Source organism: Tepidiphilus baoligensis, assembly GCF_012911495.1.
Classification (GTDB): Bacteria; Pseudomonadota; Gammaproteobacteria; order Burkholderiales; family Rhodocyclaceae; genus Tepidiphilus; species Tepidiphilus olei.
This window is the reverse complement of record NZ_JAAAUB010000001.1, coordinates 61,274-86,488: the sequence shown is the minus strand read 5'-3', so window position 1 is coordinate 86,488 and position 25,215 is coordinate 61,274. Positions and strand designations below refer to the sequence as shown.

Below are 25,215 nucleotides of genomic sequence, written 5' to 3'. Positions count from 1 at the left end.
CGGCCTTCTTCTTTACCGCGCTTTACTGGGCGGGCGCGAGCCGGATCAGATAATCGAACGCCGATAGCGCCGCTTTGGCCCCCTCGCCCATGGCGATGATGATCTGCTTGTAAGGCACCGTGGTGCAGTCGCCGGCCGCGAACACGCCTGGAGCGGACGTCGTGCAGCGCGCATCGATCTCGATTTCGCCGAAGCGGTTGCGCGCCACCGCGCCCTCGAGCCAGTCGGTGTTGGGCACCAGGCCGATCTGCACGAACACGCCCGCCAGTTCCACCGTGTGTTCTTCGCCCGTGGCCCGATCGCGGTAGCGCAGGGCATTCACCTTCGCCCCATCGCCGAGGATTTCCGTCGTCTGGGCATTGGTGACGATGGTCACGTTGGGCAGGCTCCTGAGCTTGCGTTGCAGCACGGCATCGGCGCGCAGGGCATCGGCGAATTCGATGAGCGTGACGTGCTCGACGATGCCGGCCAGATCGATCGCTGCTTCCACCCCCGAATTTCCGCCGCCGATCACCGCCACTTTCTTGCCCTTGAAGAGCGGCCCGTCGCAATGCGGGCAGTAGGCCACGCCCCGGCCGCGGTATTCCTTCTCGCCGGGCACGCCCAGCTCGCGCCAGCGCGCCCCCGTGGCAAGGATTACCGCCTTGGCACTGAGCTCGGCGCCGTTGGCGAGCGCCACTTTCGCCGTCTTGCCCGCCTCTGCAGGCACGTCGAGCCGCACCGCGCGCTGATGGTTCATGATGTCTACATCATAGGCTTTCACGTGCTCTTCGAGGCCCGCGACGAGTTTGGGCCCTTCGGTCTCCTTCACCGAGATGAAGTTCTCGATGGCGAGCGTGTCCATCACTTGACCACCGAAGCGCTCGGCCACGATCCCGGTGCGCAGTCCCTTGCGCGCGGCGTAGATCGCCGCCGCGGCCCCGGCCGGACCACCGCCGACGATGAGGATGTCGAATTCGCCCTTCTGCGCAAGGCGCGCCCGGTCGCGCGCTTCGGCCTGCGTGTCGACCTTGGCGAGGATCTCCGGCAGCTCCATCCGTCCCTGGCCGAAGAGCTCGCCGTTGAGGTAGACGGTAGGCACGGCCATGATCTGCTTGGCCTCGACTTCGGCGGGGAAGCTCGCCCCGTCGATCATCACCGCTTGTACGTTGGGGTTCAAAGCCGCCATGGTGTTGACCGACTGCACCACTTCGGGGCAGTTGTGGCACGACAGCGACACGTACACCTCGAAATGCAGCGGCGAATCCAGGCTCTTGATCTGCTCGATCACGTCCGGCTCGACCTTGGGCGGATAACCGCTCACCTGCAGCAGCGCCAGGATGAGCGAGCCGAACTCGTGCCCCAGGGGCAAGCCGGCGAAATGCACCCGCGGCGCCTCCCCGGGGCGCGTCACCGCGAACGCCGGGCGACGCCCACCGGCGACTTCTTCGCCCACCGCTTCGCGCACCGTCACCTTGCCGCCGCCAGCGACAACGATCTCCTGCACCAGCTCGGCCAATTGCCGGGCGCGCTCGCTGTCGTCGAACGCCGTGACGAGCTCGATCGGCCCGGCCAAACGTTCGAGGTATTGCGCCAAAGCGCCCTTCGTTTCTTGATCCAACAATGCCATGACACACCCTCCTTCGTCGAAACTTTGGACGAAAAAAGCCCCACGGCCTCTTTCGACCGACGTCTCGTGCTCGGGGAAAGGAGCGCCGCGCGAGGCGGCGCCGGAATACCTGCCGGCCGGAACACACCCCGACCGGTCTTCGCGCGAAAAATCAGATCTTGCCGACCAGATCGATGGAAGGCTTGAGCGTCTCGGCGCCTTCGTTCCACTTGGCCGGGCAGACTTCACCCGGATGCTCGGCCACGTACTTGGCAGCTTTCACTTTGCGCAGCAGCTCGGCGGCGTTGCGGCCGATGCTGTTGTCGTTGACCTCCATCCCTTTGATGACACCGTTGGGGTCGATGATGAAGGTGCCGCGCAGCGCCAGGCCTTCTTCTTCGATGAGCACGTCGAAGGCGCGCGCCAGTTTCTGCGCCGGGTCGCCGAGCATGGGATAGCGCACTTTCTTGATGGCGGGAGAAGCCTCGGCCCACGCCTTGTGCGTGAAGTGGGTGTCGGTCGACACCGAGTAGATCTCGCAATTGATCTTCTTGAATTCGTCATACAGATCGGCGAGATCCTCGAGCTCGGTCGGGCACACGAAAGTGAAGTCGGCCGGGTAGAACACGAACACCGACCAATGACCGCGCAGATCGGCGTCGGTCACTTCAACGAACTTGCCGTTATGGTAAGCCTGGGCTTTGAACGGAACGACTTGGGTGTTGATCAAGCTCATAGTGTTTCCTCCTGTCAGGGTCGAACATCTCACGCACCGGCCTTGTGACCGGCGGCGGTCCGGCACGGCGTGCCGGTCACCACGCGAATCATTCTAGGTCAGCCCCCGGGCAAAATCCAATCGTCCCTGGCAAACGTCATCATAGATGAAAGCTATCAATAAGCACGGTCAATTCAAAATCGTGTCAATGACCCACACTCCCGTCGTGGGCGACGACCGTGGACACATGCGCTAGAATTGTCCCTCGAACCGTGCCCGGAGAGGATGATGGACCCGCGTCTGCGCGAAATTCCTTACAACTACACCTCCTTGTCCGACCGTGAGATCGTGATCCGGTTGTTGGGCGAGGAAGCCTGGGCGATCCTGGAGGCCCTGCGCGGCGAGCGCGTCACCGGGCGCTCGGCGCGCATGCTCTTCGAGATCCTCGGCGACATCTGGGTGGTGCAGCGCAATCCCTTCCTGCTCGACGATCTGCTCGCCAACCGCAAGCGTCGCCAGGCGCTGGTCGAGGCTCTGCGCCATCGGTTGGACGAAGTAGAGAAACGGCGCATTGCCAACGCCGCTGCCGATGTCGAGCGCGCCGCGCGCGTGGCGCGTCTGGTCGAACTCACCGCCGCCGCGATCGACGTCTTCGAGCGCTCCTTCCCTGAAACCGAGCGGCTGCGCAAGGACGTGCTGCGGGTGCTGTCGCGCCACACTCGGCGCGACAACATCCGCTTCGACGGGCACGCACGCGTCTCGCACGTCACCGACGCCACCGACTGGCGGGTCGAACTGCCCTTCGTCGTACTCACGCCGGATACGGAAGAAGAGATCGCCCCCTTGGTGCGCGGCTGCATCGAACTGGGGCTCACCATCATCCCGCGTGGCGGCGGTACCGGCTACACGGGCGGCGCCGTGCCGCTCGATGCGCGTTCGGCCGTCATCAACACGGAGAAGCTCACTTCGCTCGGCCCGGTCGAAGAAGTCGAATTGCCTGGACGCGAAGGGCCGCTGCCCCAGCGCTATCCCACCATCCGCACCGGCGCCGGCGTCGTCACACAGCGCGTGGCCGATGCCGCGACCGCCGCCGGGCGCGTCTTCGCCGTCGATCCCACCTCGGCCGAAGCCTGCTGCATCGGCGGCAACATCGCCATGAACGCCGGCGGCAAGAAGGCGGTGCTGTGGGGCACGGCGCTCGACAACCTCCTGTGGTGGAAAATGGTCACGCCCGACGGCAACTGGCTCGAAGTCGAGCGGCTCGAGCACAACCTCGGGAAAATCCACGAACAGGAGACGGTCTACTTCCGCCTGCACCGCTTCGACGGGCTCACCTATGCGCCCTTGGGCGAAGAGATCATCAGCGCGCCGGGCGCGACGATGCGCAAACCGGGCCTGGGCAAGGACGTCACCGACAAATACCTGCACGGCATCCCCGGCATCCAGAAGGAAGGCACCGACGGCCTCATCGTGGCCGCCCGCTGGGTGCTGCACAAGATGCCGCCGGTCACGCGCACCGTCTGCCTCGAATTCTTCGGTCAGGTGCGCGACGCGGTGCCGGCCATCGTCGAGATCACCGACTATTTCAAACCCGGCGGCGGAGGGCACGCGGCCGGGGTGCAACTGGCCGGCCTCGAGCACCTCGACGAGCGCTACGTCAAAGCCGTGGGCTATACCACCAAGGCCAAGCGCCGCGGCCGCCCGAAGATGGTGCTGGTGGGCGACATCGTCGGTCACGACGAAGAAGCGGTGATGCGCGCCGCCTCCGAAGTGGTGCGGATGTGCAACAAGCGCGACGCCGAAGGGTTCATCGCGGTGACCCCGGAGCAGCGCAAGCGCTTCTGGCTCGAGCGTTCCCGCACCGCGGCCATTTCCCGGCATACCAACGCCTTCAAGATCAACGAAGACGTCGTCATCCCTCTGCCCAAGATGGGCGAGTACTGCGACGCCGTCGAGCGCATCAACATCGAGCTGTCGCTGGACAACAAGCTCGCCCTGTGCGACCGGCTCGAAGCCTTTCTGCGTGAACCCAAACTGCCGCTCGATCCGGGCGATGCCGATGTGCCGCCGGAGACGCTCATCGGCGAGAAGCGCGAGCTCGCGCTCGAGATCGTCGACGCGGTACGCCGGCGCTGGCGCTGGCTGCGGGACAACCTCGACCTGCCGCTCGCCGAGGCCGAACGGCACTTCGCCGAATACGGCATCGAGGCGGGCGAGCTCACCAACCGCGCCGAAGCGCCCACGCTCTTCCACCGCCTGCAGGATTATTCCATACGCATATCTTGGAAGCGCGAGCTGCGCCCGGGGCTCATGCGCCTTTTCGACGGCGACGTCTTCCGCCCCACTCGCGAGCGCATCCTCGAGCTCCACCAGCAGGTCAAACGCGGACGGCTCTTCGTGGCGCTGCACATGCACGCCGGCGACGGCAACGTGCACACCAACATCCCGGTCAATTCCGACGATTATGAAATGCTGCAGACCGCCAACCGCGTGGTCGACCGCATCATGGCGGTGGCGAAGTCGCTCGGCGGGGTCATCTCCGGCGAGCATGGCATCGGCATCACCAAGATCGACTATCTCGACGAGGAGCAGCTTCGCCCCTTCTGGGACTACAAACGCCGCATCGATCCCAAAGGCGCGTTCAACCGCGGCAAGCTCATGCCCGGCGGCAACCTGGCCCGCGCTTATACGCCCTCGTTCAACCTGCTCGGTCACGAATCGCTCATCATGGAGCAGACCGAGATCGGGGCGATCGCCGACGACATCAAGTCCTGCCTGCGCTGCGGCAAATGCAAGCCCGTGTGCTCGACGCACGTGCCGCGCGCCAATCTCCTCTACAGCCCGCGCGACAAGATCCTCTCCACCTCGCAGCTGATCGAGGCGCTGCTCTACGAGGAGCAGACGCGTCGCGGCGTGTCGCTGGCCCACTGGGCCGAGTTCGAGGACATCGGCGATCACTGCACCGTCTGCCACAAGTGCGAGAAACCCTGCCCGGTCGACATCGACTTCGGCGACGTCTCCATCAAGATGCGGAACCTCCTGCGCAAGCAGGGGAAAAACTCCTTCAACCCGGGCACGAAGGCGGCGATGCTGCTGCTCACGATCAAGGATCCAACCACGGTCAAACTGGTGCGCAAGACCATGGTCGAGTGGGGCTACAAGGCGCAGCGCCTGGCGCACCAGTGGGCCAAGCGCCTCGGGCTCATCCAGGAGCAGACGCGCCGCCCGCCGCTCACGGTGGGCAAGCCGCCGATCCGCGAGCAGGTGATCCACTTCGTGAACAAACCGATGCCGGGCAATCTTCCCAAGCGCACGGCGCGGCAACTCCTCGACATCGAAGATCACACCGTGATCCCCGTGATCCGCAACCCCCAGGTGCCGGCGAGCGACTCGGACGCCGTGTTCTACTTCCCCGGTTGCGGCTCCGAGCGGCTCTTCAGCCAGGTGGGGCTGGCCACCCAAGCCATGCTCTATCACGTCGGCGCCACCACGGTGCTACCGCCGGGCTACCTCTGCTGCGGCTACCCGCAGACCGCCGCCGGCAACGACGACAAGGGGCAGCGCATCACCACCGAGAACCGCGTGCTCTTCCACCGGGTGGCCAACACGCTCAACTACCTCGACATCAAGACGGTGGTCGTCTCCTGCGGCACCTGCATGGACCAGCTGCTCGACTACCACTTCGAGCAGATCTTCCCCGGCTGCCGGCTGCTCGACATCCACGAATACCTGATGGAGAAAGGCATCCGGCTCGACGGCATCCCCGGCGTGCGCTACATGTACCACGAGCCCTGCCACACGCCGATGAAGCAATACGCGGGCATCGAGGTGACGAAAAAGCTGTTGGGCACGGAGGTCGCACTCAACGACCGTTGCTGCGGCGAATCGGGAACGCTCGCCGTCACGCGGCCGGACGTATCGACGCAAGTGCGTTTCCGCAAGCAGGAAGAACTGGAGAAGGACGCCGCACGGCTTCGCGCCGACGCCGCGCCCGGCACCCCGGTGAAGGTGCTCACTTCCTGCCCCAGCTGCCTGCAGGGGTTGCACCGCTTCGGCAACGACGCCGGGGGGCTCGATGCCGACTACGTGGTGGTGGAGCTCGCCAAGCACCTGCTCGGCCCCGATTGGCTCGAGCGCTACGTCGAATCCGCCAACCGCGGCGGAATCGAGCGCGTGCTCCTGTGAGCCTCGGCAGCCCGTCCCACCCGGACGGGCTGCGAGGGGATCATCGCCTCGGCTGGCGCGCTTTCAGGGCCTCTTCGAGCTCGCGGCGCTCGGCGGCGAGGCGTTTCGCCGCTGCCTCGCGCTCTTCTCGCAAGCGCCGCACCGCCGTTTCCACCGCTTCCGGGTCCGCCTTTTCCGCCGGCATCTCGCGTATCTGGTCGATCTGCCGATCGTAGCCGGCCAGCTGCGCATCACGCCAGGCATCGAACGCCTCTAGGGTGGGGAACGCCTGCAGCAGGCGCTCGTGCTTACGCCGCAGCATCCGTTCCTGCGCCGAGAGATCCTCCGAATCGTCCGACACCCGATGGCGCGCCCGCTCGGCATCCGGATCGACTACTTTGCGTACCACGCCGCTGGCATCGATCAGCCAGTATTTGCGTCCATAACACTCGGCGGGCAGAGGATTCCCACACACTCTCCGTCCGTTGACGTCGTCACAGCACGCCACTCCCTCCCGCGCACTTGCCGTCCCGACGACGAGCATGCCCAACAATCCCCCAGCCAACACCCCGCGCCAGATTCGCCGCCCCATCGCTCTCAGCCCTCATGGCCCCATCCGGACATGATATGCGAAACAGCCGATCCATGCCATGCCTGAACGATCACGCCGGCACATTTTTCTCGGATCCACGCTCGCTCAGGCGCGACGCGCCGCCGAGCCCTGCACCCCGTAGCGCTCACGATACGCCCGCACCGCCGGCAAGTGCTCGCGCAGCCGTGGATCGTCGGCGAGCAGCGCGAGCAGATCCTCGAGCGTGGCCACGGCGATCACGGGGATACCGAAGCGCCGGCTCACTTCCTGGGCTGCCGACTCCTCGCCTTCGCCGCGCTCCATGCGGTCGAGCGCGATCACGACGCCCGCCGGCTCCGCGCCATGGGCCCGGATGAGTTCGATCGAGGCGCGCACCGAGGTCCCCGCCGAGATCACGTCATCGACGATGAGGATACGGCCGCGCAACGGCGCGCCGATGAGCCGCCCGCCCTCCCCGTGCGCTTTCGCTTCCTTGCGATCGAAGGAGAAAGGCTTGTCGAGCCCCCGCTCGGCGAGCCGGATCGCCACGCCCGTCACCAAGGGGATACCCTTGTAAGCCGGCCCGAAGAGGCCATCGAAGGCAATGCCGCTCGCGAGGATGGCTTCGACGTAGAAACCGCACAGCGCCCGAAACGAGGCGCCATCATCGAAGAGTCCCGAATTGAAGAAGTAGGGCGAATGGCGCCCCGCCTTGGTGACGAATTCGCCGAAGCGCAGCACCCCCTTCTCGCAGGCCAGACGCAGAAATTCCCGGCTAAAATCCATGAATCTTCCCCTTTTTCCCAGAGCGGTGACGGGCGGCAATGGTACGCGCCGACCCGCCTCGCCGCAAGCCATTCCGGAGACGACATGACGCTGCGCATCCTTACGCTGAACCTCAACGGCATCCGTTCCGCCGCCGACAAAGGCTTCTTCCGGTGGCTGTCCACCCAAGACGCCGACATCGCCGCCGTGCAGGAGCTCAAGGCGCAGGAACAAGACCTCAGCGAAGAGATGCGCGCTCCCGACGGCTACACCGGACACTTCCATTTCGCCGGGAAGAAAGGCTACGCCGGTGTCGGCCTCTACCTGCGCCACCCCCCGCTCGAGCTCGTCGCCGGCATCGGCGAGCCGGAGTTCGACGCCGAAGGGCGCTATCTCGAAGCCATCTATCCCGGCCTCTCGGTGGTCTCGCTCTATCTGCCCTCCGGCTCGGCCGGCCCGGAACGGCAGGCGTCCAAGTTCCGTTTCATGGACGCCTTCTTTCCCAAGCTGCGTGAACTGCGCCACTGCGGCCGCGAAGTCGTGATCTGCGGCGACTGGAACATCGCCCACACCGAGAAGGACCTCAAAAACTGGCGCAGCAACCAGAAACACTCCGGGTTTCTCCCCGAAGAACGGGCCTGGCTCAGCCGCGTGTTCGACGAGCTGGGCTGGATCGACGTCTACCGTCACCTCTACCCCGAGGCCACCGAAGAAGGCTACACCTGGTGGTCCAACCGCGGTCGCGCGTGGGAAAAGAACGTCGGTTGGCGCATCGACTACCAGATCGCCACCCCCGGCATTGCCGCCACTGCCCGTGCCGCCCGGGTCTACAAGGACGAGCGCTTCTCCGATCACGCCCCGCTCATCGTCGACTACGACTTCGCACTGGCGCAAAATCCGCGATAATTCTCCTTTTTTCTCACGGGACCCTCGATGAACCCCAAAGTCGAAGCCATGCGCCGCGTGCTCGCCGAGGCCGAGTGCATCGCCGATTCCAGCCAAGTGCAGCGCGCCATCGACCGCGTCGCCGCCGAGATCACGGAAGTGCTCGCCGAACGCGACCCGCTCGTCTATGTGGTCATGAAAGGCGCCGTCGTCTTCGCCGGCCAGATCCTGCCGCGGCTGCGCTTTCCGCTGGAAGTCGCCTATCTGCACGCCACGCGCTACCATGACACCACCGCCGGCAGCCGGCTGGAGTGGCGGGTGGAACCCACCGCGCCCATCGAGGGACGCCCCGTGCTCGTGCTCGACGACATCCTCGACGAAGGCTATACGCTCGCCGCGGTGATGCAGCGGCTGCGCGACGAAGGCGCCGAGGACGTCTATCTCGCGGTGCTCTGCCACAAGCTGCACGAACGCAAAGCCTATCCCGGCATGCGGGCCCACTTCACCGGTCTGGAAATCCCCGATCGCTACGTCTTCGGCTACGGCATGGACTATAAAGGGTACTGGCGCAACGCCGACGGCATCTACGCCGTACGGGAATCGTAAGGAAAACTCGCCATGCTCGTCACCTTCAAATCGGAAGCCGACGCCGACATCGTCATGTACCGCAAGCACGCCGAGCCCATCCTGCAGATGCTCGGCAAGGACGTCGAACGCGGCATCCTCACGCCCGAAGAGTTACCACGAGCCATCGCCCAGCTCGAAGCCGCGATCGAGGCCGACCGCCAGGCGCACCCTGGCCTGGACGAGACCGAGGAAGAAAAGGCCAAGGAAGAAGGCAAGGAGCCGCCGGTGGAATTCCACCGCCGCGCTTGGCCGCTGCTGCAGATGATGAAGCGCGCACTCGCCGAGAAAAAGCCCGTCGTCTGGGGCGTGTGAGCGTTCACGCTCGCTCGAGCGAACGCACCCCTTCCCGCCCGACCAGCACCGGTTCCACCTCCAACTCCACGCCGAAGCGCTCGGCCACCGCCTCGCGCACGCGCCGCGCGAGCGCGAGAAAATCCGCGCCCGTCGCCCCGCCTGCGTTACACAGCACCAGCGCCTGGCGCTCATGCACCATCGCCCCGCCTTCGCGTACCCCCTTGAGGCCGCAGCGCTCGATCATCCAGCCCGCGGCGAGCTTCACGCGCCCATCCGGCTGGGGATGGCGCGGCAGATCGGGATGGAGCGCCGCCAGGCGTTCGGCTACTGCGGGCGAGACCAGCGGGTTCTTGAAGAAACTGCCGACGTTACCCTGCACGCGAGGATCGGGGAGCTTGCGCGCCCGGATCTCGGCCACCGCCGCATAGACGTCCGCCGGTGAGACGCGTTGCGCTCGCCCGCCGAACCACCGCTGCAGGTCGGGATAGTCGAGCCGCGGCGGCTCGTCCCGCGGCAGGCGAAAAACCACGGCCGTGATCACGCGTGAGGATTCCTCCGCCGCCTTGAAGCGGCTCGTGCGGTAGCCGAAGCCGCACTCGTCGGCAGAAAGCGTCCACGCCAGCCCCGTGTCGCGATCCACCCCCTCGACCCAGGCGATGCGCTCGCCCACCTCCAGCCCGTAGGCACCGACGTTTTGCACCGGCACGGCCCCCACGCTACCGGGAATGGCCGCGAGGTTCTCCAGGCCACCCCAGCCTTGCGTCACGCACCAGCGCACGAACCCGTCCCACGGCTCCCCGCCGGCGGCGCGCACGAGCCGTGCCCCACCCTCTTCGCCCACGAGTTCGTACCCGCGGGTGGCCAAGCGCACCACCCGGCCAGCGAAATCTTCGAGGAAGACGACGTTACTGCCCCCGCCGAGCACGAGCTCCGGCATCGGCGCGGCTTTGCGTCGTTCGAGCCAGCGGGCGATATCCGCTTCGTCTTCCAGCACGAGCAGCTCCTGCGCCCTGACGGGCACCCCGAGGGTGGTCCAGGAAGAGAGATCGACCTCTACGAAGCGCTGCATCGCCGCTCCTGATCCGGCGCGATCGGGAAGATCCGGTCGTAACACCAGTTGAAGACGTAAGCATAGACGGTGTAAGCGAGCGCCAACCCCAGGTCGGCGACGAGCGCCTCGAGCCACCCCATGTCGGTCCAAGCGACGATCACCGGCAAGGTGAGGAACAAGAGCCCGCCCTCGAACCCGAGCGCCTGCACGAGGCGCCACAGAGGCGGACGCTGGTCGGCACGACGCCGCAAGAAGCGCGCCTCCAAGCGGTCGAACATCGTGTTGTAGCCCGCATTCCACAGCGCAGCGATGAGCGCGAGCAGCGCGAGCAAACCCAAGGAGTCGAGCACCGGCTCACCGCTCGCCCAGGCAAATGGCGGCGTGATCAGCAAGAGGCCACCCGCCTCGAACGCCAACACCTGGCGCACCCGATCACGCCAGGTGCGCAAGGGAACGCGTTCGTGCTCGGTCCTAACCGTTCGTTCCATCTCTTCCCACGGGAATCTTGAGGGGGAGTCTCTTTCGAATGCATTGCTGCGCAGCTTCCTCGCGGCGCGACGCGGCGCTCGGATACGCACCCGCCGGCGCGGTCGAATCCCTCGTCCCGCGCCCCGGGCGCCTTGCCCGGCAAGTGCTCGCAGAGCCCAGATTGTACCGCCCCCAGGTAAACCCTAGTTTGCAAGGAAAAACTTTTCCGCTATCCTGCCCCGCCAAGATCGGGATCCCGGGAGAAAAAGGGTGGCGATGCTCGAATTGGAAGGCATCGTGATGGCTTTCGGCGGATTTCATGCCGTCGATGGTGTTACGCTCAGCGTCGAGGAAGGGCAAGTACTCGGGCTCATCGGCCCCAACGGTGCCGGCAAGACGACGCTCTTCAACGTGATCGCCGGGGCCTATACGCCCACGGCCGGCACCATCCGTTTCCTGGGTGAAGACATCACCCGGCTGCGCACCGACGAGCGCTTCCACCGAGGGCTGGTGCGCACTTTCCAGATTCCACACGAATTCCATCGCTTGAGCGTGCTGGAAAACCTCATGGTGGTGCCGCCTCGCCAGCCCGGCGAGAACCTCTTCGCCAACTGGTTCGACTGGCGCCGGGTGCGCCGCGTGGAAGAAGAAGTGCGGCAGAAAGCGATCGAGGTCCTCGCCTTTCTCGAACTCACCCACGTGGCCAACGAGCGCGCCGGCCACCTCTCCGGTGGGCAGAAGAAACTGCTGGAGCTCGGGCGCACCATGATGACCGACGCCAAGCTGGTGCTGCTCGACGAACCGGCCGCCGGAGTCAACCGCACGCTACTGCGCAAGCTCGAGGAAAAGATCCAGATCCTCAACCGGGAGTGGGACTACACCTTCATCCTCATCGAACACGACATGGAGATGATCGCCAAACTCTGCCACCCCGTCGTCTGCATGGCCGAGGGCAAGGTGCTCACGCAAGGCGAATTCCTCGACGTGCGCAACGATCCGCGCGTGCTCGAAGCCTACCTGGGCGAGACGGTGACGGAGGAGCCCGCATGACCCACACTCCCTCCCTGGATCGTCCTCAGCCCATCCTCATCATGCACCAGGTGCGCGGCGGCTATGGCGATGCCGACATCCTGCAGGGCGTCTCGCTCACGGTGATGCCGCAAGAGATCGTCGTCATCGTCGGGCCCAACGGCGCGGGCAAATCGACGGCGATGAAAGCGGTGTTCGGGCTGGTGCGCATCCGCAGCGGGGCCATCGTCTTCGAAGGCGAAGACATCACCGGCTGGAGCCCGGATCGCATCGTGCGCCGCGGCATCTCCTACGTACCCCAGGTCGACAACGTCTTTCGCGAAATGACGGTGCATGAGAACCTGGAAATGGGTGCTTTTCTCGCCAAAGGGGATCTGAGCGCGGCCTACGATCGCATCTATGCCCTTTTCCCCGATCTGAAGACCAAACGCCACGCGCTCGCCGGCGACCTCTCGGGCGGACAGCGCCAGATGGTGGCCATGGGCCGCGCGCTCATGCTCGACCCCAAGCTCCTGCTGCTCGACGAACCCACCGCCGGGCTCTCCCCCAAGTACATGGAGCAGATCTTCCAAATCTGCCGTGACGTACGCGACTCGGGCGTCTCGATCCTGCTCGTGGAACAGCACGCCAAGCAGGCGCTCGCCTTCTGCGATCGCGGCTACGTGCTCGCCACCGGAGCCAATCGTTTCGAAGGCTCGGGCCGCGCGATCCTCGAAGATCCCGAAATCGCCCAGATGTTCCTCGGAGGATGAAGGGTTCCTCATGCTCGAATTCATCAATTTCTACATCATTCCCGGGATCGTGATCGGCGCGATCTATGCGCTGGGCGCCATCGGCATCACGCTCATTTTCGGCATCCTGCGCTTTGGCCATTTCGCCCATGGCGACCTCGCCACCACCGGGGCCTATCTCGCGCTAGGCGTGACGACCCTCATCGGGCTCACCCCCTGGCTCTCGCTGCCGGTGGCGATGATCCTCACGGCGCTGCTCGCCTACGGCATCCACCGCCTCTTCTATCGTCATCTCGAAGCCCGGCCCAAGATCCTCACGGTGATGGCCTCGCTCGGCATCGGCATGATGCTACGCTCGGTCGTACAGGTGGCTTGGGGCGTGGATCCACTCGCCTACGGTAGCGGCATCGCCCGGGCCCAATCCTTCGCGGGCCTGATGCTACGCCCCCGCGAGATCGCCACCCTCGCCCTCACGCTCGCCCTGGTGGCGACACTGCTCGCTTTCCTGCGCTACAGCAAATGGGGCAAAGCGATGCGAGCGATGTCGGACAACCCCGACCTCGCGCGCCTGTGCGGCGTCGATAACGACCGGGTCACGCGGCTCACTTGGTTCATCGTCGGTGCGCTCGCGGCCGCCTCCGGTTTCTGCCTGGGCATCAACACCGAACTCACCACCATGATGGGCTGGTCGGCGATGCTGTCGATGTTCGCCGCGGCGGTGCTCGGCGGCGTGGGGCGCGTCGAAGGCGCGGTGGTGGGCGGCCTGGTGATCGGGCTCGCCGAAGAACTCTCGGTGCTCCTCGTACCCAGCCCCTACAAATCGGCCACCGCCTTCGTCATCCTGCTCGCCATCCTGCTGCTGCGGCCGCAGGGCATCTTCAAGGGCAAAGTGCTGTAAGGAGCGACATCATGGCCTCGATCGGCCTCATCAACTACGCCACCTTCATGGGCACCATGATCGGCATTTACGGCATCCTCGCCCTGGGCCTGAACGTGCAATGGGGCGTGACCGGGCTCTTCAATGCGGGCATCGCCGGATTCTTCGCCGTGGGTGCCTACCTCTCGGCGCTCCTCACCGCCCCGCCCTCGCCCGAGCGCATCATGGGCTGGGAGCTCCCCGTGCTCGTCGGCTGGCTCGGCGCCATGGCCGGCGCCGCCCTCATCGCCTGGCCGATCGGACGCGTCTGCCTGCGTTTCCGCTCGGATTACCTGGCGATCGCCACCATCGGCGTGGCCGAGGTGATCCGCCTGGTGCTGCGCACCGAGGAAACGCTCTCCGGCGGCGCCCGCGGCATCACCGGCGTTCCTCGTCCCTTCGGCGGCCTCGAATACTCGCTGTCGCAATTCGCCTATTTCGCCTTGGTGATCGCCGTGCTCCTCGTGGTCTACTGGGCGCTGGAGCGACAGCTCACCGCCCCCTGGGGAAGGATGATGAAGGCGATCCGCGACAACGAGCAGGCAGCCGCCGCCATGGGTAAGGACGTCGAACGCCGCCGGCTGGAATCCTTCGTGCTCGGCGCAGCGATCATGGGCCTGGCCGGGGCGCTCTACGTCCACTTCATGCGCGCGATCACGCCCGAGGCCATCGACCCCATGATTGCCACCTTTCTCGTGTGGATCATGCTGATCCTGGGCGGCTCGGGCAACAACCGCGGCGCCATTCTCGGGGCCGTGATCATCTGGCTCATCTGGTCGATGTCGGAATTCATCACCGACCAGCTCCCCGCCGACGTCGCCACTCAGGCGAAATACGTGCGCGTCTTCCTCATCGGTTTGATGCTGCAGCTCATCCTGCGCTTCCGTCCGGAAGGATTGCTCCCAGAAGAGAGCGTACAGCGGACTTCGCATCTTTCCCCGCCACGATCCTAGGCGCTTCGAGCAAGCAGCACGAGCGGACATCCCAAGGCTCGACGCGCGATGGGTTCTTCGCAACGCCCTCTCGTCTAAAATGATTGTGCTGACCAACCCCGGAAGGAGACCCGAAATGAACAAAACCCGCGCTTCGATCCTCACGCTCGCGCTTGCTGGAGCGCTCGCCACCTCCCCGGCATGGGCTCAGAACGTGAAAGTAGCCTATCTCGTCGGCATCACCGGACCGATCGCCGGCATGGCGCCCACCATGGTGCAATCGATGAAGTTCGCGGCCGAACAGGTCAATGCCCAGGGGGGCATCGGCAATGGCGGCAAGATCGACCCGCAGGTGTACGATTCCGGCTGCAACCCGCAGCTCGCCACCGACGCGGCCACCAAGGCGGTCAACGTCAACGGCGTGATCGGCATGGTCGGGCCGTCATGCTCCGGACCGGTGATCGCCGTGGCCAATTCCGTCACCGTTCCGGCCGGAGTGCTCCTCATCACCTCCTCGGGTACTTCACCCAAGATCAGCACGCTGGACGACAAGGACCTCGTCTTCCGTACCGTCGCCTCCGACGACTACCAAGGACGGGCGCTGGCGCGCACGCTCAAGGCCCGAGGCACCGACAAGGTGGCCGTGACCTACCTCAACAACGACTACGGCCTGGGGTTGGCCGAGGCCTTCAGCGACGAATTCAAGAAACTCGGCGGCACGGTCACGGCCAGCCGGGCGCATGAGGACAAGAAAGCCTCCTATCGTTCGGATCTGGCCGAGCTCGCCAAGGGCGGCGCCGACACCCTGGTGGTGTTCGCCTACGGCAATTCCTCGGGGCTCACCATCGTCCGCCAAGCAATGGAAAACGGGTTTTTCAAGAACTTCGTCGGCGCCGACGGCATGCGTGACGAGAACATGATCAAGACCCTGGGTGCGGAGAACCTCAAAACCTTCCTCGTCTCCGCACCTGCCGGGGCCACGGGCGCGGGGTTCGAGAAATTCAGCCAGGAGTTCAAAGCAGCCGGTGGCGACCCCAACGGCACCTTCGCCGCCACGAGCTACGACGCAGCCTTCCTGATGGCGCTGGCGATCGAGAAGGCCGGCGGCGACAAGGCCAAGCTTTCCCAGGCGCTGCGTGAAGTCGCCACCGCCCCGGGCGAACCCATCCTCCCCGGTGAGTGGACCAAAGCGAAGCAACTGATCGCCGAAGGCAAAGACATCGACTACAAAGGAGCCGCCGGCGATCACGAATTCGACGCCAACGGCGACGTGCCGGGTGACTATATCCTCTACAAGGTGAGCGGCAATACCTTCGCCGAGATCGAACGCATGAAATAATTACCCGCACCGCCGTGGCGCATACGCCCGCGGCGGCGGGTCAACCGAATACCTGACGGTGCTCGCGCGTGGCGCGGAACTGCACCGTCGGGTATTTTTCCATCGTCACCTCCAGGTTGTAGCGCGACGAGGCGAGATACACCGGGTTGCCGTCGATGTCGCGTGCAAGGCGCATGGCTTGTTCCCGCTCGAAGCGCGCGCGCGTGGCCTCGTCCGGATACACCAGCCAGCGGGCGGTATAGATCTCCGCCGGTTCGAAGAGCGCCTCCACGCCGTATTCGCTGCGCAGCCGCTCGGCCACGATCTCGAACTGCAGCACCCCGATCGCCCCGAGCAGGAGCTGGCCGCCCTCGAGCTCGAACACCTGGATCGCCCCTTCCTCGCCCAGTTCCTTCAAGCCCTTGTGCAGCTGCTTGGCTTTGAGCGGATCGCGCAGCCGCGCCATGCGGAAGAGCTCCGGCGCGAAGTAGGGGATGCCGGTGAAGCCGAGCTTCTCGCCCTCGGTGAGGGTGTCGCCGATCTGCAGCTGACCGTGGTTGTGGATGCCGATGATGTCTCCGGCGAAGGCCTCTTCCTGGATCGCGCGCTCGTTGGCCATGAAGGTGATGGCGTTGGCAAGGCGCATCTCGCGCCCCGCGCGCACGTGCCAGGCTTTCATGCCGTTGCTGTAGCGACCGGAGCAGACGCGGAAGAAGGCGATGCGGTCGCGGTGCTTCGGATCCATGTTCGCCTGAATCTTGAACACGAACCCGGAGAACTTCTCCTCGGTGGGCAGGACCAGCCGCACGCCGGCGTCGCGCGGCTGTGGCGGCGGGGCCCAGTCGATGAGCGCCTGCAGCACTTCCTGCACCCCGAAATTGTTGATCGCCGAGCCGAAGAAAACCGGCGTCTGTCGCCCGGCAAGGAATTCGCCCAGGGCGAAGGGTGAGAGCGCCTCGCGCGCGAGCGCCACCGCCTCGCGCATCGCCCCCACTTCGGTAGGAAAACGCGCATCGAGCTCCGGATTGGCGAGCCCTGCGATCACCTCGGCCTCGACGCGCTTCTCCTCGCCCGGACGGAACACGAGCGTGCGGTCGTGCAGCAGGTGATACACCCCGCGAAAAGCCTTGCCGCTGCCGATGGGCCAAGTGATGGGAGCGCAGTCGATTTTGAGCACCGATTCGATCTCGTCGAGCAGCTCGAAGGGCTCGCGCACCTCGCGATCCATCTTGTTGATGAACGTGATGATGGGCGTGTCGCGCAAACGGCACACTTCCAGCAGCTTGATGGTCTGCGCCTCCACCCCCTTGGCCGCGTCGATCACCATCACGGCGCAGTCGACCGCGGTGAGCACACGGTAGGTGTCCTCGGAAAAATCCTGGTGGCCTGGTGTGTCGAGCAGGTTGATCACGTGACCTTCGTACTCGAACTGCATCACGGAGGAAGTCACCGAGATGCCGCGCTGCTTCTCCACCTCCATCCAGTCGGAAGTGGCGTGCCGCGCGGACTTGCGCGCTTTCACGGTACCGGCCAGTTGGATCGCCCCGCCGAAGAGGAGCAATTTCTCCGTGAGCGTGGTCTTGCCCGCGTCCGGGTGCGCGATGATGCCGAAGGTGCGCCGCCGCGCTACTTCCTGTGCCAGCCGTTCTGCCAATGCGTCGCCCATGTCCGTCTTTTCTGGGAAAATCGCTCATTTTAGCAGCAGGACCATCCATCATGATCCGCTTCGGTCTCGACCGCCTCCTCGCAGAACCCGACCTGCGCCGACCGCTCGCCGGCCGGCGCGTGGCGCTCCTGGCGCACCCCGCTTCCGTCACGCGTGAGCTGGTGCACGCAGCCGACGCGCTCGCGGCGCTGCCCGACGTACGGCTCACTGCGCTCTTCGGTCCGCAGCATGGCGCGCGCGGCGACAAGCAGGACAACATGGTCGAATCGCCCGACGAGTTCGACGCGCGCCTGGGCATCCCCGTGTTCAGCCTCTATGGTGCGGTGCGCCGCCCCACCCCGGCGATGATGGACACCTTCGACGTGCTGCTCGTCGACCTGCAGGATCTCGGCTGCCGCGTCTATACCTACCTCACCACCCTGCGCTACGTGCTGGAAGCGGCCGCAGCCCACGGCAAGAGCGTGTGGGTGCTCGACCGACCCAATCCGCTCGGGCGCGGCATCGAAGGGGGGTTGCTGCAGCCGGGCTGGGAGAGTTTCGTCGGTGCTGGCAGTCTTCCGATGCGTCACGGCCTGACGCTGGGCGAGGCCGGGCGCTGGTTCATCGCCACCCTGGGGCTCGACGTGGATTACCACGCAGTGTCGCTCACCGGGTGGGAGCCGGACGCCGCTCCCGGCTACGGCTGGCCGCTGGGGCAACGCACCTGGATCAACCCCAGCCCCAACGCCCCCACCCCCTGGATGGCGCGCTGCTATCCCGGCACCGTGCTCATCGAGGGTACGACGCTTTCCGAAGGGCGCGGCACCACCCGCCCTCTGGAGGGCTTCGGCGCCCCATGGATCGACCCCTGGCGGCTGCTCGCAGCAATGGAATCGCTCGCCCCGCAGTGGCTCACAGGCTGCCGCCTGCGCCCCTTTTTCTTCGAACCGACTTTCCACAAGCACGCGGGCGAGCGCTGCGGCGGAATCATGATCCATGTCGAGGATCCGGCGCACTACGATCCCCGGCGTTTTCGCCCCTGGCGGCTGGTGGCGCTCGCGCTCAAGGCGCTGCGCCGGCTCCATCCGGATCGGCCCCTATGGCATGCCAACCCCTACGAGTATGAATACGAGCGCCTGGCGATCGATCTCATCGACGGCGGCCCGCGCCTGCGACAGTGGGTCGAGGACGAAGCGGCCGCGCCGGCCGATCTCGACGCGATGATCGAGCCGGAAGAGCGCGCCTGGGCCGAGATTCGTGCCCCTTTCCTGCTCTGACGCCATTCGCTCTATGCTTCCCCTATAATGAGGGGACGGCGCATTCCGCGCCCTGGCGAGCGGCCCATTCATATGCGCTTCCTTTTTCCGCTCCTTCACCGTGCCGCACGCGCCTCGCCGCGGCGCGAACGGCCCCGAGGCCGCGCCAACGATCCCTCACGGCTGGCGTGGCGCCTGGTCGGGCTTTTCGTCCTCTCACTCGTCATCGTCGCCTCGGCGCACGCCGACTACCGTCTGGGCGTTTTCGGCCATCGCCCGCAAGAAATGCTTCAGCGCCAGTGGCAGCCGCTTGCCGACGAACTCTCGCAAGCGCTCGGCGAGCCGGTCATCCTCGAAGTGCTCACGCCCGAGTCGCTCGATCGCGAGATCGCTGCCCGTCGCATCGACTTTCTCTTCACCAACCCCGTTCACTATATCCAAGAGAAATACCGCCACGCATTCTCCGGCCCCATCGCTACGCTCATCACGGTCGAGCACGGCATCAAGACCGCGGCGCTGGGTGGGGTCATTCTCGTGCGCCGCGACGGCCCCATCCGCCGGCCCGAAGACCTCAAAGGCAGGCGTATCCTCATCCCGGGCGCCAAAGGGTTGGGAGGCTACCTCGCCCAGGCCGGTTGGTTGCTCGAGCGCGGCGTACGGGTGCCCGACGACGTCACCCTCCTGCCCCAGGGCAATCACGACGCGGTCGTCCAGGCCCTGCTCGAAGGCAAAGGGGAAGCAGGCTTCGTTCGTACGGGACTGCTCGAAGCGCTCACGCGCGAGGGACGGCTCTCCGCAGAAGATCGAGAACGCCTCATGGTCCTGGGCGAATGGCACCCCGCCGGTTTCCCCTACCGAGTCACCACTTCGCTTTATCCCGAATGGGCCTTCGTTGCCCTGCCCCACGTCTCACCCGAAGTCGCCCGTAAAGTCGCGCTCGCCCTGTACACGCTCACCGACCGGCTCGACGCCATGCCCGATCCCCGTTTCCTCGCCGCGGGCATCGGCGGATTCACCGTCCCCGCCGACTATTCCGGGGTCGAGCGCCTCGCCCAGCGGCTGCGCGTGCCGCCGTTCGAACACGTGGAGGTGGAATTGCGCGACGTGCTGCACCAGTACGCCATCCCCCTCGTACTACTCGCCTGCTCCGCCTTTCTGCTCGTCCTGCTCACGCTGCGCCTGTGGCATACGCGGCGCCAACTCGAGCACCAACGCGCACGACTCGCCTCTGCGCTCGTCGAGACCCAAACCATCCTCGAGACCGTGGATGAAGCCATCTACGGTACCGATGAGCAGGGTCGCTGCATCTTCTTCAATCGCGCCGCCGCCGAGTTACTGGGATTCCGTCCGGAAGAGGTGCTTGGCAAAGTCGCGCACGATCTCTTCCACGCCCGCCGCCCCGATGGCCAACCCTATCCTCGCGAGGAATGCCCCTTGCTGCGCGCCATCGCCGAGGGCAAAAAAGTACGCCAAGACGACGTCTTCTGGCGCGTCGACGGTTTGCCGGTGCCGGTGCACGTCTCGGCGAGTCCTCGCTTCGAGCACGGCCGCAGCGTAGGAATCGTCGTGGCTTTCCACGACATCACCGAAGAGATGCGCCTCGTCGAAGAACTGCGCCGGCTCGCCGCCTACGATCCGCTCACGGGTCTGGCCAATCGCGGCCACCTCGAGCAGCGTCTGCAGGAAGCCCAATCGCTCGTGCAGCGTAACAAACAGCCAGCGGCGCTCTTGATGTTCGACCTCGACCACTTCAAGAAGGTCAACGACACCTACGGCCACGCCGCCGGCGACAAGATGTTGCAAGCCTTCGCCCGCGTACTGCGCCACAACCTGCGCCCCACCGATTTCATCGCCCGCTATGGCGGTGAGGAATTCATCGCCATCCTGCCGGATACCTCGCTCGACACCGCCGTCAAGGTGGCCGAGCGCGTGCGCCAGGCGTGGGCACAAACGCACATACCGCTCGACGAATCCGGCAAGATCTTGAGCGGAACGGTATCGATCGGGGTCGCGCCCTCGAGCCCGACGCCCCGCTCGACGAGAGCCTCAGCCGGGTCGACGAAGCCATGTACCGTGCCAAGCGCGAAGGCCGCAACCAGGTCGCCTTGCCACCGCTCCATGGCCAGCGACTCGATGTTCAGGAGCCAACATGACCCACCCCAACGCGACGCGACGCCGCATGATCGCAGCATTGGCCGGGGCCGGGCTCACGGCGCCCTTGCTCGGGAGCTGCACGCGGGAGCACACCCTGCGCCTTTCATTCCACCCTTGGTCGGGATACGAACCGCTGCGTACGTTCTGCGACGCGGCCCCGGGCATGGCCGCTTTTCTGCAGCTGGTGGAAGTGCCTGACGCCGCCTCACAGCTCGACCTGCTGCGGCTCGAACGCGTCGAAGCGGCCCTACTGCCTTTCGACGAAGTCATCCTCGGCCAAATCCAGGCCCTGGAGCTCTGCGTCCTGTGCGTCGTCGCCGTCTCCGCGGGCGGCGATCAGATACTTTCGCGTGGGCGCTGTGACGAGCGCGACTTCTTGCCGGGAGCACGCATCGCCGTCGAGCACCATGGCCCCGGTCTCGTGCTCTTTCACGCTTGGTGCGAGCACATCGGACTCGACCCGGCGACCCTGAACCGCGTCCCCCTCTCGCCCGAGCAACAGATCGAGGCCTGGCGCAACGGCGCAATCGATCTGGCGGTCTCCTACCAACCCTATGCCGAAAAATTGCGGCGCATGGGCGCGACCCCCTGTTTCGACACCAGCCGCCTTCCTCCGCTCATCGTCGACGTCCTCGTCGCCCGCAACGCGATTCTGGTTAGCCACGCCGGGGCCCTGAAACGGCTCGTCCAGCTTCATTTTTTCGCCCTGGAATGGATGCGGCAGCATCCCAACGATGCACGCTATCGGCTCGCAGCCCGCTTCGGCCTTCCGCCGGACGAAGCCTTTCTGCCGCTCGTCGGGCTGATCTTCCCTGCGCTGAGGGAACAAGGGCGATGGATGACGAGAGAATTACCCGCCGTCGCCCGGCGGCTCGTGTCGCTGCTGGCCCGGGCCGGAGCGTACGTCGCGCACGCGGAACCGGACATTCCCGTCAGCCTCGATTTTCTCCCACGTCCCAGCGCCTGACTCCATGAGCCGCCTCGCTGCCCTCCCGCTCGCCCTGCGTGTCACTCTGCCCCTCCTCGCCCTCATCCTGGGCGTCATGGCCGGCGAGAGCTGGCTGCGATGGCGCACCCTGCAGGCACACACACTACTCGAAGTCCAGGAGCGGCTCCTGGGTCGGGCGACCACCCTGGCATGGACCGCCGAGCGCCATTGGCAAGCGCGGCCCGACGAAGTACGCGCCCTGATCCGCTTCCTCAGCAGCACCCCGGGACATCTGGCCACCGTCCTCACCGACGAACACGGAAGCGTCCTCGCAGCACACCGACACGACTGGGAAGGCCGCCCCGTGGCGGAGATCCTCCCCTCGTTCGCTCTTCCCCCACCCTCCAGCCCTGGGACGAAACATTGGCGCACGGAGCACGAGACGCTCTTGCTTGCCGTGGCATGGCGCCCTCATGATGCCCCTTCCGCCCGATTGGACCAACCTCCTGGCTGGCTGCTCCTGATCCATGATCCCCGCGCCGAGCTCGCCGGCCGATTACGCGAGCATCGCCGCGCCTTCGCTTTGAATGCCGCCCTTTCGCTGGGAATCGTGTTATTGCTGGGTGGGCTGATCCATTGGCGCGGGGGGCGCCCCCTCCAAGCCCTCACCCGTGCACTGAGCGCCACCGCCACGTCCAACTCCTACCGCCCCCCCGATCTCCGAGGCGCAGTCCCCGAGCTGCGGGCCCTGGGCCTGGCGCTGGAGCAGGCGATGTCTTCCTTGTTTTCCCACCAGGAACGGCTCCGTCTCCTGGAGAAGGCGATCGAAGTCTCTCCCGCCCAGGTGATGATCACCGATACCCAGCCCAGCATCGTCTACGTCAATCGCGCTTTCACCGAAGTCACCGGTTACCGTTGCGACGAAGTCGAGGGCAAGAATCCCCGCATCCTGCAATCAGGCAAAACGCCGCGCGAGACCTACCTCGATCTGTGGACGCGCCTGCAGGCCGGGCGCCCCTGGAGCGGCGAATTCATCAACCGGCGCAAGGACGGCAAGGAATACGTGGAATTCGCCCACATCGCCCCCGTCTTCGACGACGAAGGAAGCATCACCCATTACGTCGCCGTCAAGCACGACATCACCGAGCAGCAGCGTCTGTCCGAACGTCTGTCCTACCTGCTCACCCACGACCCCCTCACCGGGCTCGCCAATCGCCAACTCCTGCTCGAGCGCATCGCTCTGCGCTTGGTGCAAGGGCAGCACTCCCACGAAAGTTTCGCGCTCATCGTGTTCGACCTCGACCACTTCGCCGCGATCAACGATCGTCTCGGCAGCCATGCCGGCGATGCGATCCTACGGCGGATCGCGCACACGCTCGTCCATAGGCTGACGAACTGTGACACCATCGCCCGGCTCGAATCCGACGAATTCGCCGTGCTCACCGACGCCCAGCCGAGCGCATCCAAGGCCACGGAACTTGCCTGGGAGCTCGCACGCACCATTGCCCATGATCTCGATCGAAGCACTCAGCCACTGCTCGCCGAGCGTTTTCCTCCGACTCGCCTCACCGTCTCCACCGGCATCGTCGTCTTCCCCGACGAGTTCGGGAATGCGCAGGAAGTCCTCGCCGCCGCGGCCCTCGCCCTGCAACACGCATTGCAGTCGCAGGAACCCGGGGCCATCCGCCTCTACGAAAGCCTCAGTGCCGATCTCCTTGCCCGGCGCGGCACCATCGAGCAGGGCCTCAGGGCAGCGCTCGCAGGATCGGACGAACATTGCCTCGACGTGCACTACCAGGGACAATTCGATGCGGCACGCCGGCTCATAGGTGCCGAAGCGCTGTTGCGCTTCACCCACGCCCGGCTCGGGCGCGTCCCACCATCGGAGTGCATCGCCGTGGCCGAGCGCAGCGAGCTCATCTTCCTCCTCGGCGCTTGGATCCTACGCCGCGCGCTCAGCGACGCCATGCGCTGGCGGCAAGAACTGCGCTGGGACGGCACTCTGTCGGTCAACGTCTCGGCCCACGGCCTGCGCGACCCCGACTTCGTCGATCGAGTGCTCGCACTGCTCGCCGAGACCGGCTACCCGGCCCAGCGCCTGGTGCTGGAGCTCAAGGAAACCACGGCGCTCTCCTACCTGGGTGGCCTGGAAAGGGTCATGCGCCGGCTGGCCGAAGCGGGCGTACGCTGGTCGATCGACGACTTCGGTACCGGGATTTTCGGGCCGCACTATCTCGCCCGTCTCCCCTTGTCGGAGATCAAGATCGACCAATCCTTCATCCAGCGCGCCCCCCACGAAACGCGCACCCAGCGGCTCATCCACGCCATGGTGGAGATGGCGGGCGCTTTCTCGTTCCGCACCATCGCCGAAGGGGTGGAAGACGACGATCAATTGCTGGCGCTGCGCGCCTACCCGGAACTGGTGCTCCAGGGCTGGGGCCTGGCCCGCCCCGAACCCGCCGAAGCGTTCGCGCAGCGTCTGGCACAAGCCGCCGGTCAGCGGTAACGCCGATTGCAGATATCCACGCAGATCAGATAAACCCGCATACAATCGACGCTGATCTCGCCCACTCGCCCGCCGGCAGCTCGACACCCGACCATCTGCTCGCCGCACACCTCGACGCATCGGCTCCAGTCGCGGCGCTTCCCTTCGGCCTCCTCGGCCATCGACTCGATGAAACGCTGGTAACAAGCCGCCAGTTCGACGCGCCTGGGTTCGCCTGGCACCTGGCGCCATTGCGCGCGGCTCAGGGCGCCGATCGCCTGCTCGATGAGCGGGACGTCGTCGCCCTGCACCCAGCCGCCCCGAGCGAGCCATTCCAGCGCGTCACAGTCGATCAGCCGATCCTGGGTCAAGGTGCGCGGCGTCGGCGGCAGGAATCCCGCCTGGATGCGCGCGCATTCGTGCGCAAAGAAAAAAAGCCGCGCCTTGGGCCACAACTCGGGCAAACGCTTCGGGTTGTGCACGATCACCGGCTCGCCGTCGACCACGCGCGTCTCGAAGATCTTGCGCGCGGAAGGATCCTCGCGCACCGCCACGATCCGCCCACCGGCATCCGTACACGCCGCGAACGGGTCGCCGCCCTCGGACGCTCCTGCCCATGCCGTCACCGACAGGGACCAACCGATCAGTACCGCCGCTACCCACCGCATGTCCGCTCCCATGACCGTCCTCGCC

At 65.7% G+C, this 25,215-nt stretch carries 21 protein-coding genes; 13 read left to right on the top strand and 8 right to left on the bottom strand.

What is annotated here, in order from left to right:
- Positions 1-22: 22 nt before the first annotated feature.
- A complete protein-coding gene (gene ahpF / locus GV368_RS00450; protein ID WP_169114967.1) occupies positions 23-1,603 on the bottom strand; it encodes an alkyl hydroperoxide reductase subunit F in 1,581 nt (526 codons plus the stop codon).
- A gap of 157 nt (positions 1,604-1,760) precedes the next feature.
- Positions 1,761-2,324 (bottom strand): alkyl hydroperoxide reductase subunit C, encoded by a 564-nt coding sequence (ahpC, locus tag GV368_RS00445; RefSeq protein WP_169114569.1) that lies wholly within the window; start codon positions 2,322-2,324, stop codon positions 1,761-1,763.
- Between the two features lie 267 nt (positions 2,325-2,591).
- On the opposite strand from ahpC, the gene GV368_RS00440 reads away from it, so the two are divergent.
- Complete coding sequence (locus GV368_RS00440; protein ID WP_169114965.1) at positions 2,592-6,488, top strand: DUF3683 domain-containing protein; 3,897 nt, start codon at positions 2,592-2,594, stop codon at positions 6,486-6,488.
- 40 nt (positions 6,489-6,528) lie between these two features.
- Here GV368_RS00440 and GV368_RS00435 read toward each other — a convergent pair whose 3' ends face one another.
- On the bottom strand, positions 6,529-7,059 hold the full coding sequence (locus tag GV368_RS00435) for a PCRF domain-containing protein (protein ID WP_169114567.1): 531 nt from the start codon (positions 7,057-7,059) through the stop codon (positions 6,529-6,531).
- A gap of 105 nt (positions 7,060-7,164) precedes the next feature.
- Positions 7,165-7,824 carry an orotate phosphoribosyltransferase gene (gene pyrE / locus GV368_RS00430; RefSeq protein ID WP_169114566.1) on the bottom strand — a complete coding sequence of 220 codons (660 nt, stop codon included), beginning with the start codon at positions 7,822-7,824 and terminating at the stop codon, positions 7,165-7,167.
- An 84-nt stretch (positions 7,825-7,908) separates the two neighbouring features.
- On the opposite strand from pyrE, the gene GV368_RS00425 reads away from it, so the two are divergent.
- Genes GV368_RS00425 through GV368_RS00415 form a run of 3 tightly spaced genes read left to right on the top strand, consistent with a single transcriptional unit; the run spans position 7,909 to position 9,627 of the window.
- A complete protein-coding gene (locus GV368_RS00425; RefSeq protein ID WP_169114565.1) occupies positions 7,909-8,709 on the top strand; it encodes an exodeoxyribonuclease III in 801 nt (266 codons plus the stop codon).
- Between the two features lie 27 nt (positions 8,710-8,736).
- Positions 8,737-9,294, top strand: a complete 558-nt coding sequence (locus GV368_RS00420) for a hypoxanthine-guanine phosphoribosyltransferase (RefSeq protein ID WP_142803710.1) — start codon at positions 8,737-8,739, stop codon at positions 9,292-9,294.
- Between the two features lie 12 nt (positions 9,295-9,306).
- Positions 9,307-9,627 carry a DUF1840 domain-containing protein gene (locus GV368_RS00415; RefSeq protein WP_142803711.1) on the top strand — a complete coding sequence of 107 codons (321 nt, stop codon included), beginning with the start codon at positions 9,307-9,309 and terminating at the stop codon, positions 9,625-9,627.
- Between the two features lie 4 nt (positions 9,628-9,631).
- On the opposite strand, the gene murB is transcribed toward GV368_RS00415, so the two are convergent.
- Together murB and GV368_RS00405 are read right to left on the bottom strand one after the other, a co-directional pair.
- Positions 9,632-10,678, bottom strand: coding sequence for a UDP-N-acetylmuramate dehydrogenase (murB, locus tag GV368_RS00410; protein WP_169114563.1), 1,047 nt, complete (start codon positions 10,676-10,678; stop codon positions 9,632-9,634).
- Complete coding sequence (locus GV368_RS00405) at positions 10,663-11,148, bottom strand: PACE efflux transporter (RefSeq protein WP_142809584.1); 486 nt, start codon at positions 11,146-11,148, stop codon at positions 10,663-10,665. Before GV368_RS00405 ends, murB begins: the two co-directional genes overlap by 16 nt.
- 256 nt (positions 11,149-11,404) lie before the next feature.
- Here GV368_RS00405 and GV368_RS00400 point away from each other — a divergent pair, with 256 nt between their 5' ends.
- From GV368_RS00400 to GV368_RS00380, 5 genes are all read left to right on the top strand, one after another.
- A complete protein-coding gene (locus GV368_RS00400; protein WP_169114963.1) occupies positions 11,405-12,178 on the top strand; it encodes an ABC transporter ATP-binding protein in 774 nt (257 codons plus the stop codon).
- Complete coding sequence (locus GV368_RS00395) at positions 12,175-12,909, top strand: ABC transporter ATP-binding protein (protein WP_142803715.1); 735 nt, start codon at positions 12,175-12,177, stop codon at positions 12,907-12,909. The genes GV368_RS00400 and GV368_RS00395 overlap by 4 nt, the downstream gene beginning before the upstream one ends.
- A gap of 10 nt (positions 12,910-12,919) precedes the next feature.
- Positions 12,920-13,786, top strand: coding sequence for a branched-chain amino acid ABC transporter permease (locus tag GV368_RS00390; protein WP_142809586.1), 867 nt, complete (start codon positions 12,920-12,922; stop codon positions 13,784-13,786).
- A gap of 11 nt (positions 13,787-13,797) precedes the next feature.
- Positions 13,798-14,757 carry a branched-chain amino acid ABC transporter permease gene (locus GV368_RS00385; protein WP_169114561.1) on the top strand — a complete coding sequence of 320 codons (960 nt, stop codon included), beginning with the start codon at positions 13,798-13,800 and terminating at the stop codon, positions 14,755-14,757.
- Positions 14,758-14,872: 115 nt separating this feature from the next.
- Positions 14,873-16,075 (top strand): ABC transporter substrate-binding protein, encoded by a 1,203-nt coding sequence (locus GV368_RS00380; protein WP_169114559.1) that lies wholly within the window; start codon positions 14,873-14,875, stop codon positions 16,073-16,075.
- 40 nt (positions 16,076-16,115) lie between these two features.
- Here the strand turns inward: GV368_RS00380 and GV368_RS00375 are convergent, their stop codons facing one another.
- Complete coding sequence (locus tag GV368_RS00375; RefSeq protein ID WP_169114557.1) at positions 16,116-17,720, bottom strand: peptide chain release factor 3; 1,605 nt, start codon at positions 17,718-17,720, stop codon at positions 16,116-16,118.
- 50 nt (positions 17,721-17,770) lie between these two features.
- Here GV368_RS00375 and GV368_RS00370 point away from each other — a divergent pair, with 50 nt between their 5' ends.
- The 4 genes from GV368_RS00370 (at position 17,771) to GV368_RS00355 (ending at position 24,543) form a co-directional block, all read left to right on the top strand.
- Positions 17,771-18,976: an exo-beta-N-acetylmuramidase NamZ family protein gene (locus GV368_RS00370; RefSeq protein ID WP_169114555.1), complete on the top strand. Its 1,206-nt coding sequence runs from the start codon at positions 17,771-17,773 to the stop codon at positions 18,974-18,976.
- 72 nt (positions 18,977-19,048) lie between these two features.
- Positions 19,049-21,307 carry a diguanylate cyclase gene (locus GV368_RS00365; protein ID WP_169114553.1) on the top strand — a complete coding sequence of 753 codons (2,259 nt, stop codon included), beginning with the start codon at positions 19,049-19,051 and terminating at the stop codon, positions 21,305-21,307.
- Positions 21,273-22,076, top strand: a complete 804-nt coding sequence (locus tag GV368_RS00360; protein WP_169114543.1) for an ABC transporter substrate-binding protein — start codon at positions 21,273-21,275, stop codon at positions 22,074-22,076. Before GV368_RS00365 ends, GV368_RS00360 begins: the two co-directional genes overlap by 35 nt.
- Before the next feature lie 4 nt (positions 22,077-22,080).
- Positions 22,081-24,543: a putative bifunctional diguanylate cyclase/phosphodiesterase gene (locus GV368_RS00355; RefSeq protein ID WP_169114541.1), complete on the top strand. Its 2,463-nt coding sequence runs from the start codon at positions 22,081-22,083 to the stop codon at positions 24,541-24,543.
- On the opposite strand, the gene GV368_RS00350 is transcribed toward GV368_RS00355, so the two are convergent.
- Positions 24,534-25,202 (bottom strand): hypothetical protein, encoded by a 669-nt coding sequence (locus tag GV368_RS00350; RefSeq protein ID WP_169114539.1) that lies wholly within the window; start codon positions 25,200-25,202, stop codon positions 24,534-24,536. The genes GV368_RS00355 and GV368_RS00350 overlap by 10 nt on opposite strands.
- Positions 25,203-25,215: the final 13 nt, after the last annotated feature.

Bases quoted from the DNA above. Each gene is read 5' to 3' on its own strand.
- ahpC (WP_169114569.1), bottom strand. From the start codon at position 2,324: ATGAGCTTGATCAACACCCAAGTCGTTCCGTTCAAAGCCCAGGCTTAC.
- GV368_RS00440 (WP_169114965.1), top strand. From the start codon at position 2,592: ATGGACCCGCGTCTGCGCGAAATTCCTTACAACTACACCTCCTTGTCC.
- GV368_RS00435 (WP_169114567.1), bottom strand. From the start codon at position 7,059: ATGGGGCGGCGAATCTGGCGCGGGGTGTTGGCTGGGGGATTGTTGGGC.
- pyrE (WP_169114566.1), bottom strand. From the start codon at position 7,824: ATGGATTTTAGCCGGGAATTTCTGCGTCTGGCCTGCGAGAAGGGGGTG.
- GV368_RS00425 (WP_169114565.1), top strand. From the start codon at position 7,909: ATGACGCTGCGCATCCTTACGCTGAACCTCAACGGCATCCGTTCCGCC.
- GV368_RS00420 (WP_142803710.1), top strand. From the start codon at position 8,737: ATGAACCCCAAAGTCGAAGCCATGCGCCGCGTGCTCGCCGAGGCCGAG.
- GV368_RS00415 (WP_142803711.1), top strand. From the start codon at position 9,307: ATGCTCGTCACCTTCAAATCGGAAGCCGACGCCGACATCGTCATGTAC.
- murB (WP_169114563.1), bottom strand. From the start codon at position 10,678: ATGCAGCGCTTCGTAGAGGTCGATCTCTCTTCCTGGACCACCCTCGGG.
- GV368_RS00405 (WP_142809584.1), bottom strand. From the start codon at position 11,148: ATGGAACGAACGGTTAGGACCGAGCACGAACGCGTTCCCTTGCGCACC.
- GV368_RS00400 (WP_169114963.1), top strand. From the start codon at position 11,405: ATGCTCGAATTGGAAGGCATCGTGATGGCTTTCGGCGGATTTCATGCC.
- GV368_RS00395 (WP_142803715.1), top strand. From the start codon at position 12,175: ATGACCCACACTCCCTCCCTGGATCGTCCTCAGCCCATCCTCATCATG.
- GV368_RS00390 (WP_142809586.1), top strand. From the start codon at position 12,920: ATGCTCGAATTCATCAATTTCTACATCATTCCCGGGATCGTGATCGGC.
- GV368_RS00385 (WP_169114561.1), top strand. From the start codon at position 13,798: ATGGCCTCGATCGGCCTCATCAACTACGCCACCTTCATGGGCACCATG.
- GV368_RS00380 (WP_169114559.1), top strand. From the start codon at position 14,873: ATGAACAAAACCCGCGCTTCGATCCTCACGCTCGCGCTTGCTGGAGCG.
- GV368_RS00375 (WP_169114557.1), bottom strand. From the start codon at position 17,720: ATGGGCGACGCATTGGCAGAACGGCTGGCACAGGAAGTAGCGCGGCGG.
- GV368_RS00370 (WP_169114555.1), top strand. From the start codon at position 17,771: ATGATCCGCTTCGGTCTCGACCGCCTCCTCGCAGAACCCGACCTGCGC.
- GV368_RS00365 (WP_169114553.1), top strand. From the start codon at position 19,049: ATGCGCTTCCTTTTTCCGCTCCTTCACCGTGCCGCACGCGCCTCGCCG.
- GV368_RS00360 (WP_169114543.1), top strand. From the start codon at position 21,273: ATGGCCGCTTTTCTGCAGCTGGTGGAAGTGCCTGACGCCGCCTCACAG.
- GV368_RS00355 (WP_169114541.1), top strand. From the start codon at position 22,081: ATGAGCCGCCTCGCTGCCCTCCCGCTCGCCCTGCGTGTCACTCTGCCC.
- GV368_RS00350 (WP_169114539.1), bottom strand. From the start codon at position 25,202: ATGGGAGCGGACATGCGGTGGGTAGCGGCGGTACTGATCGGTTGGTCC.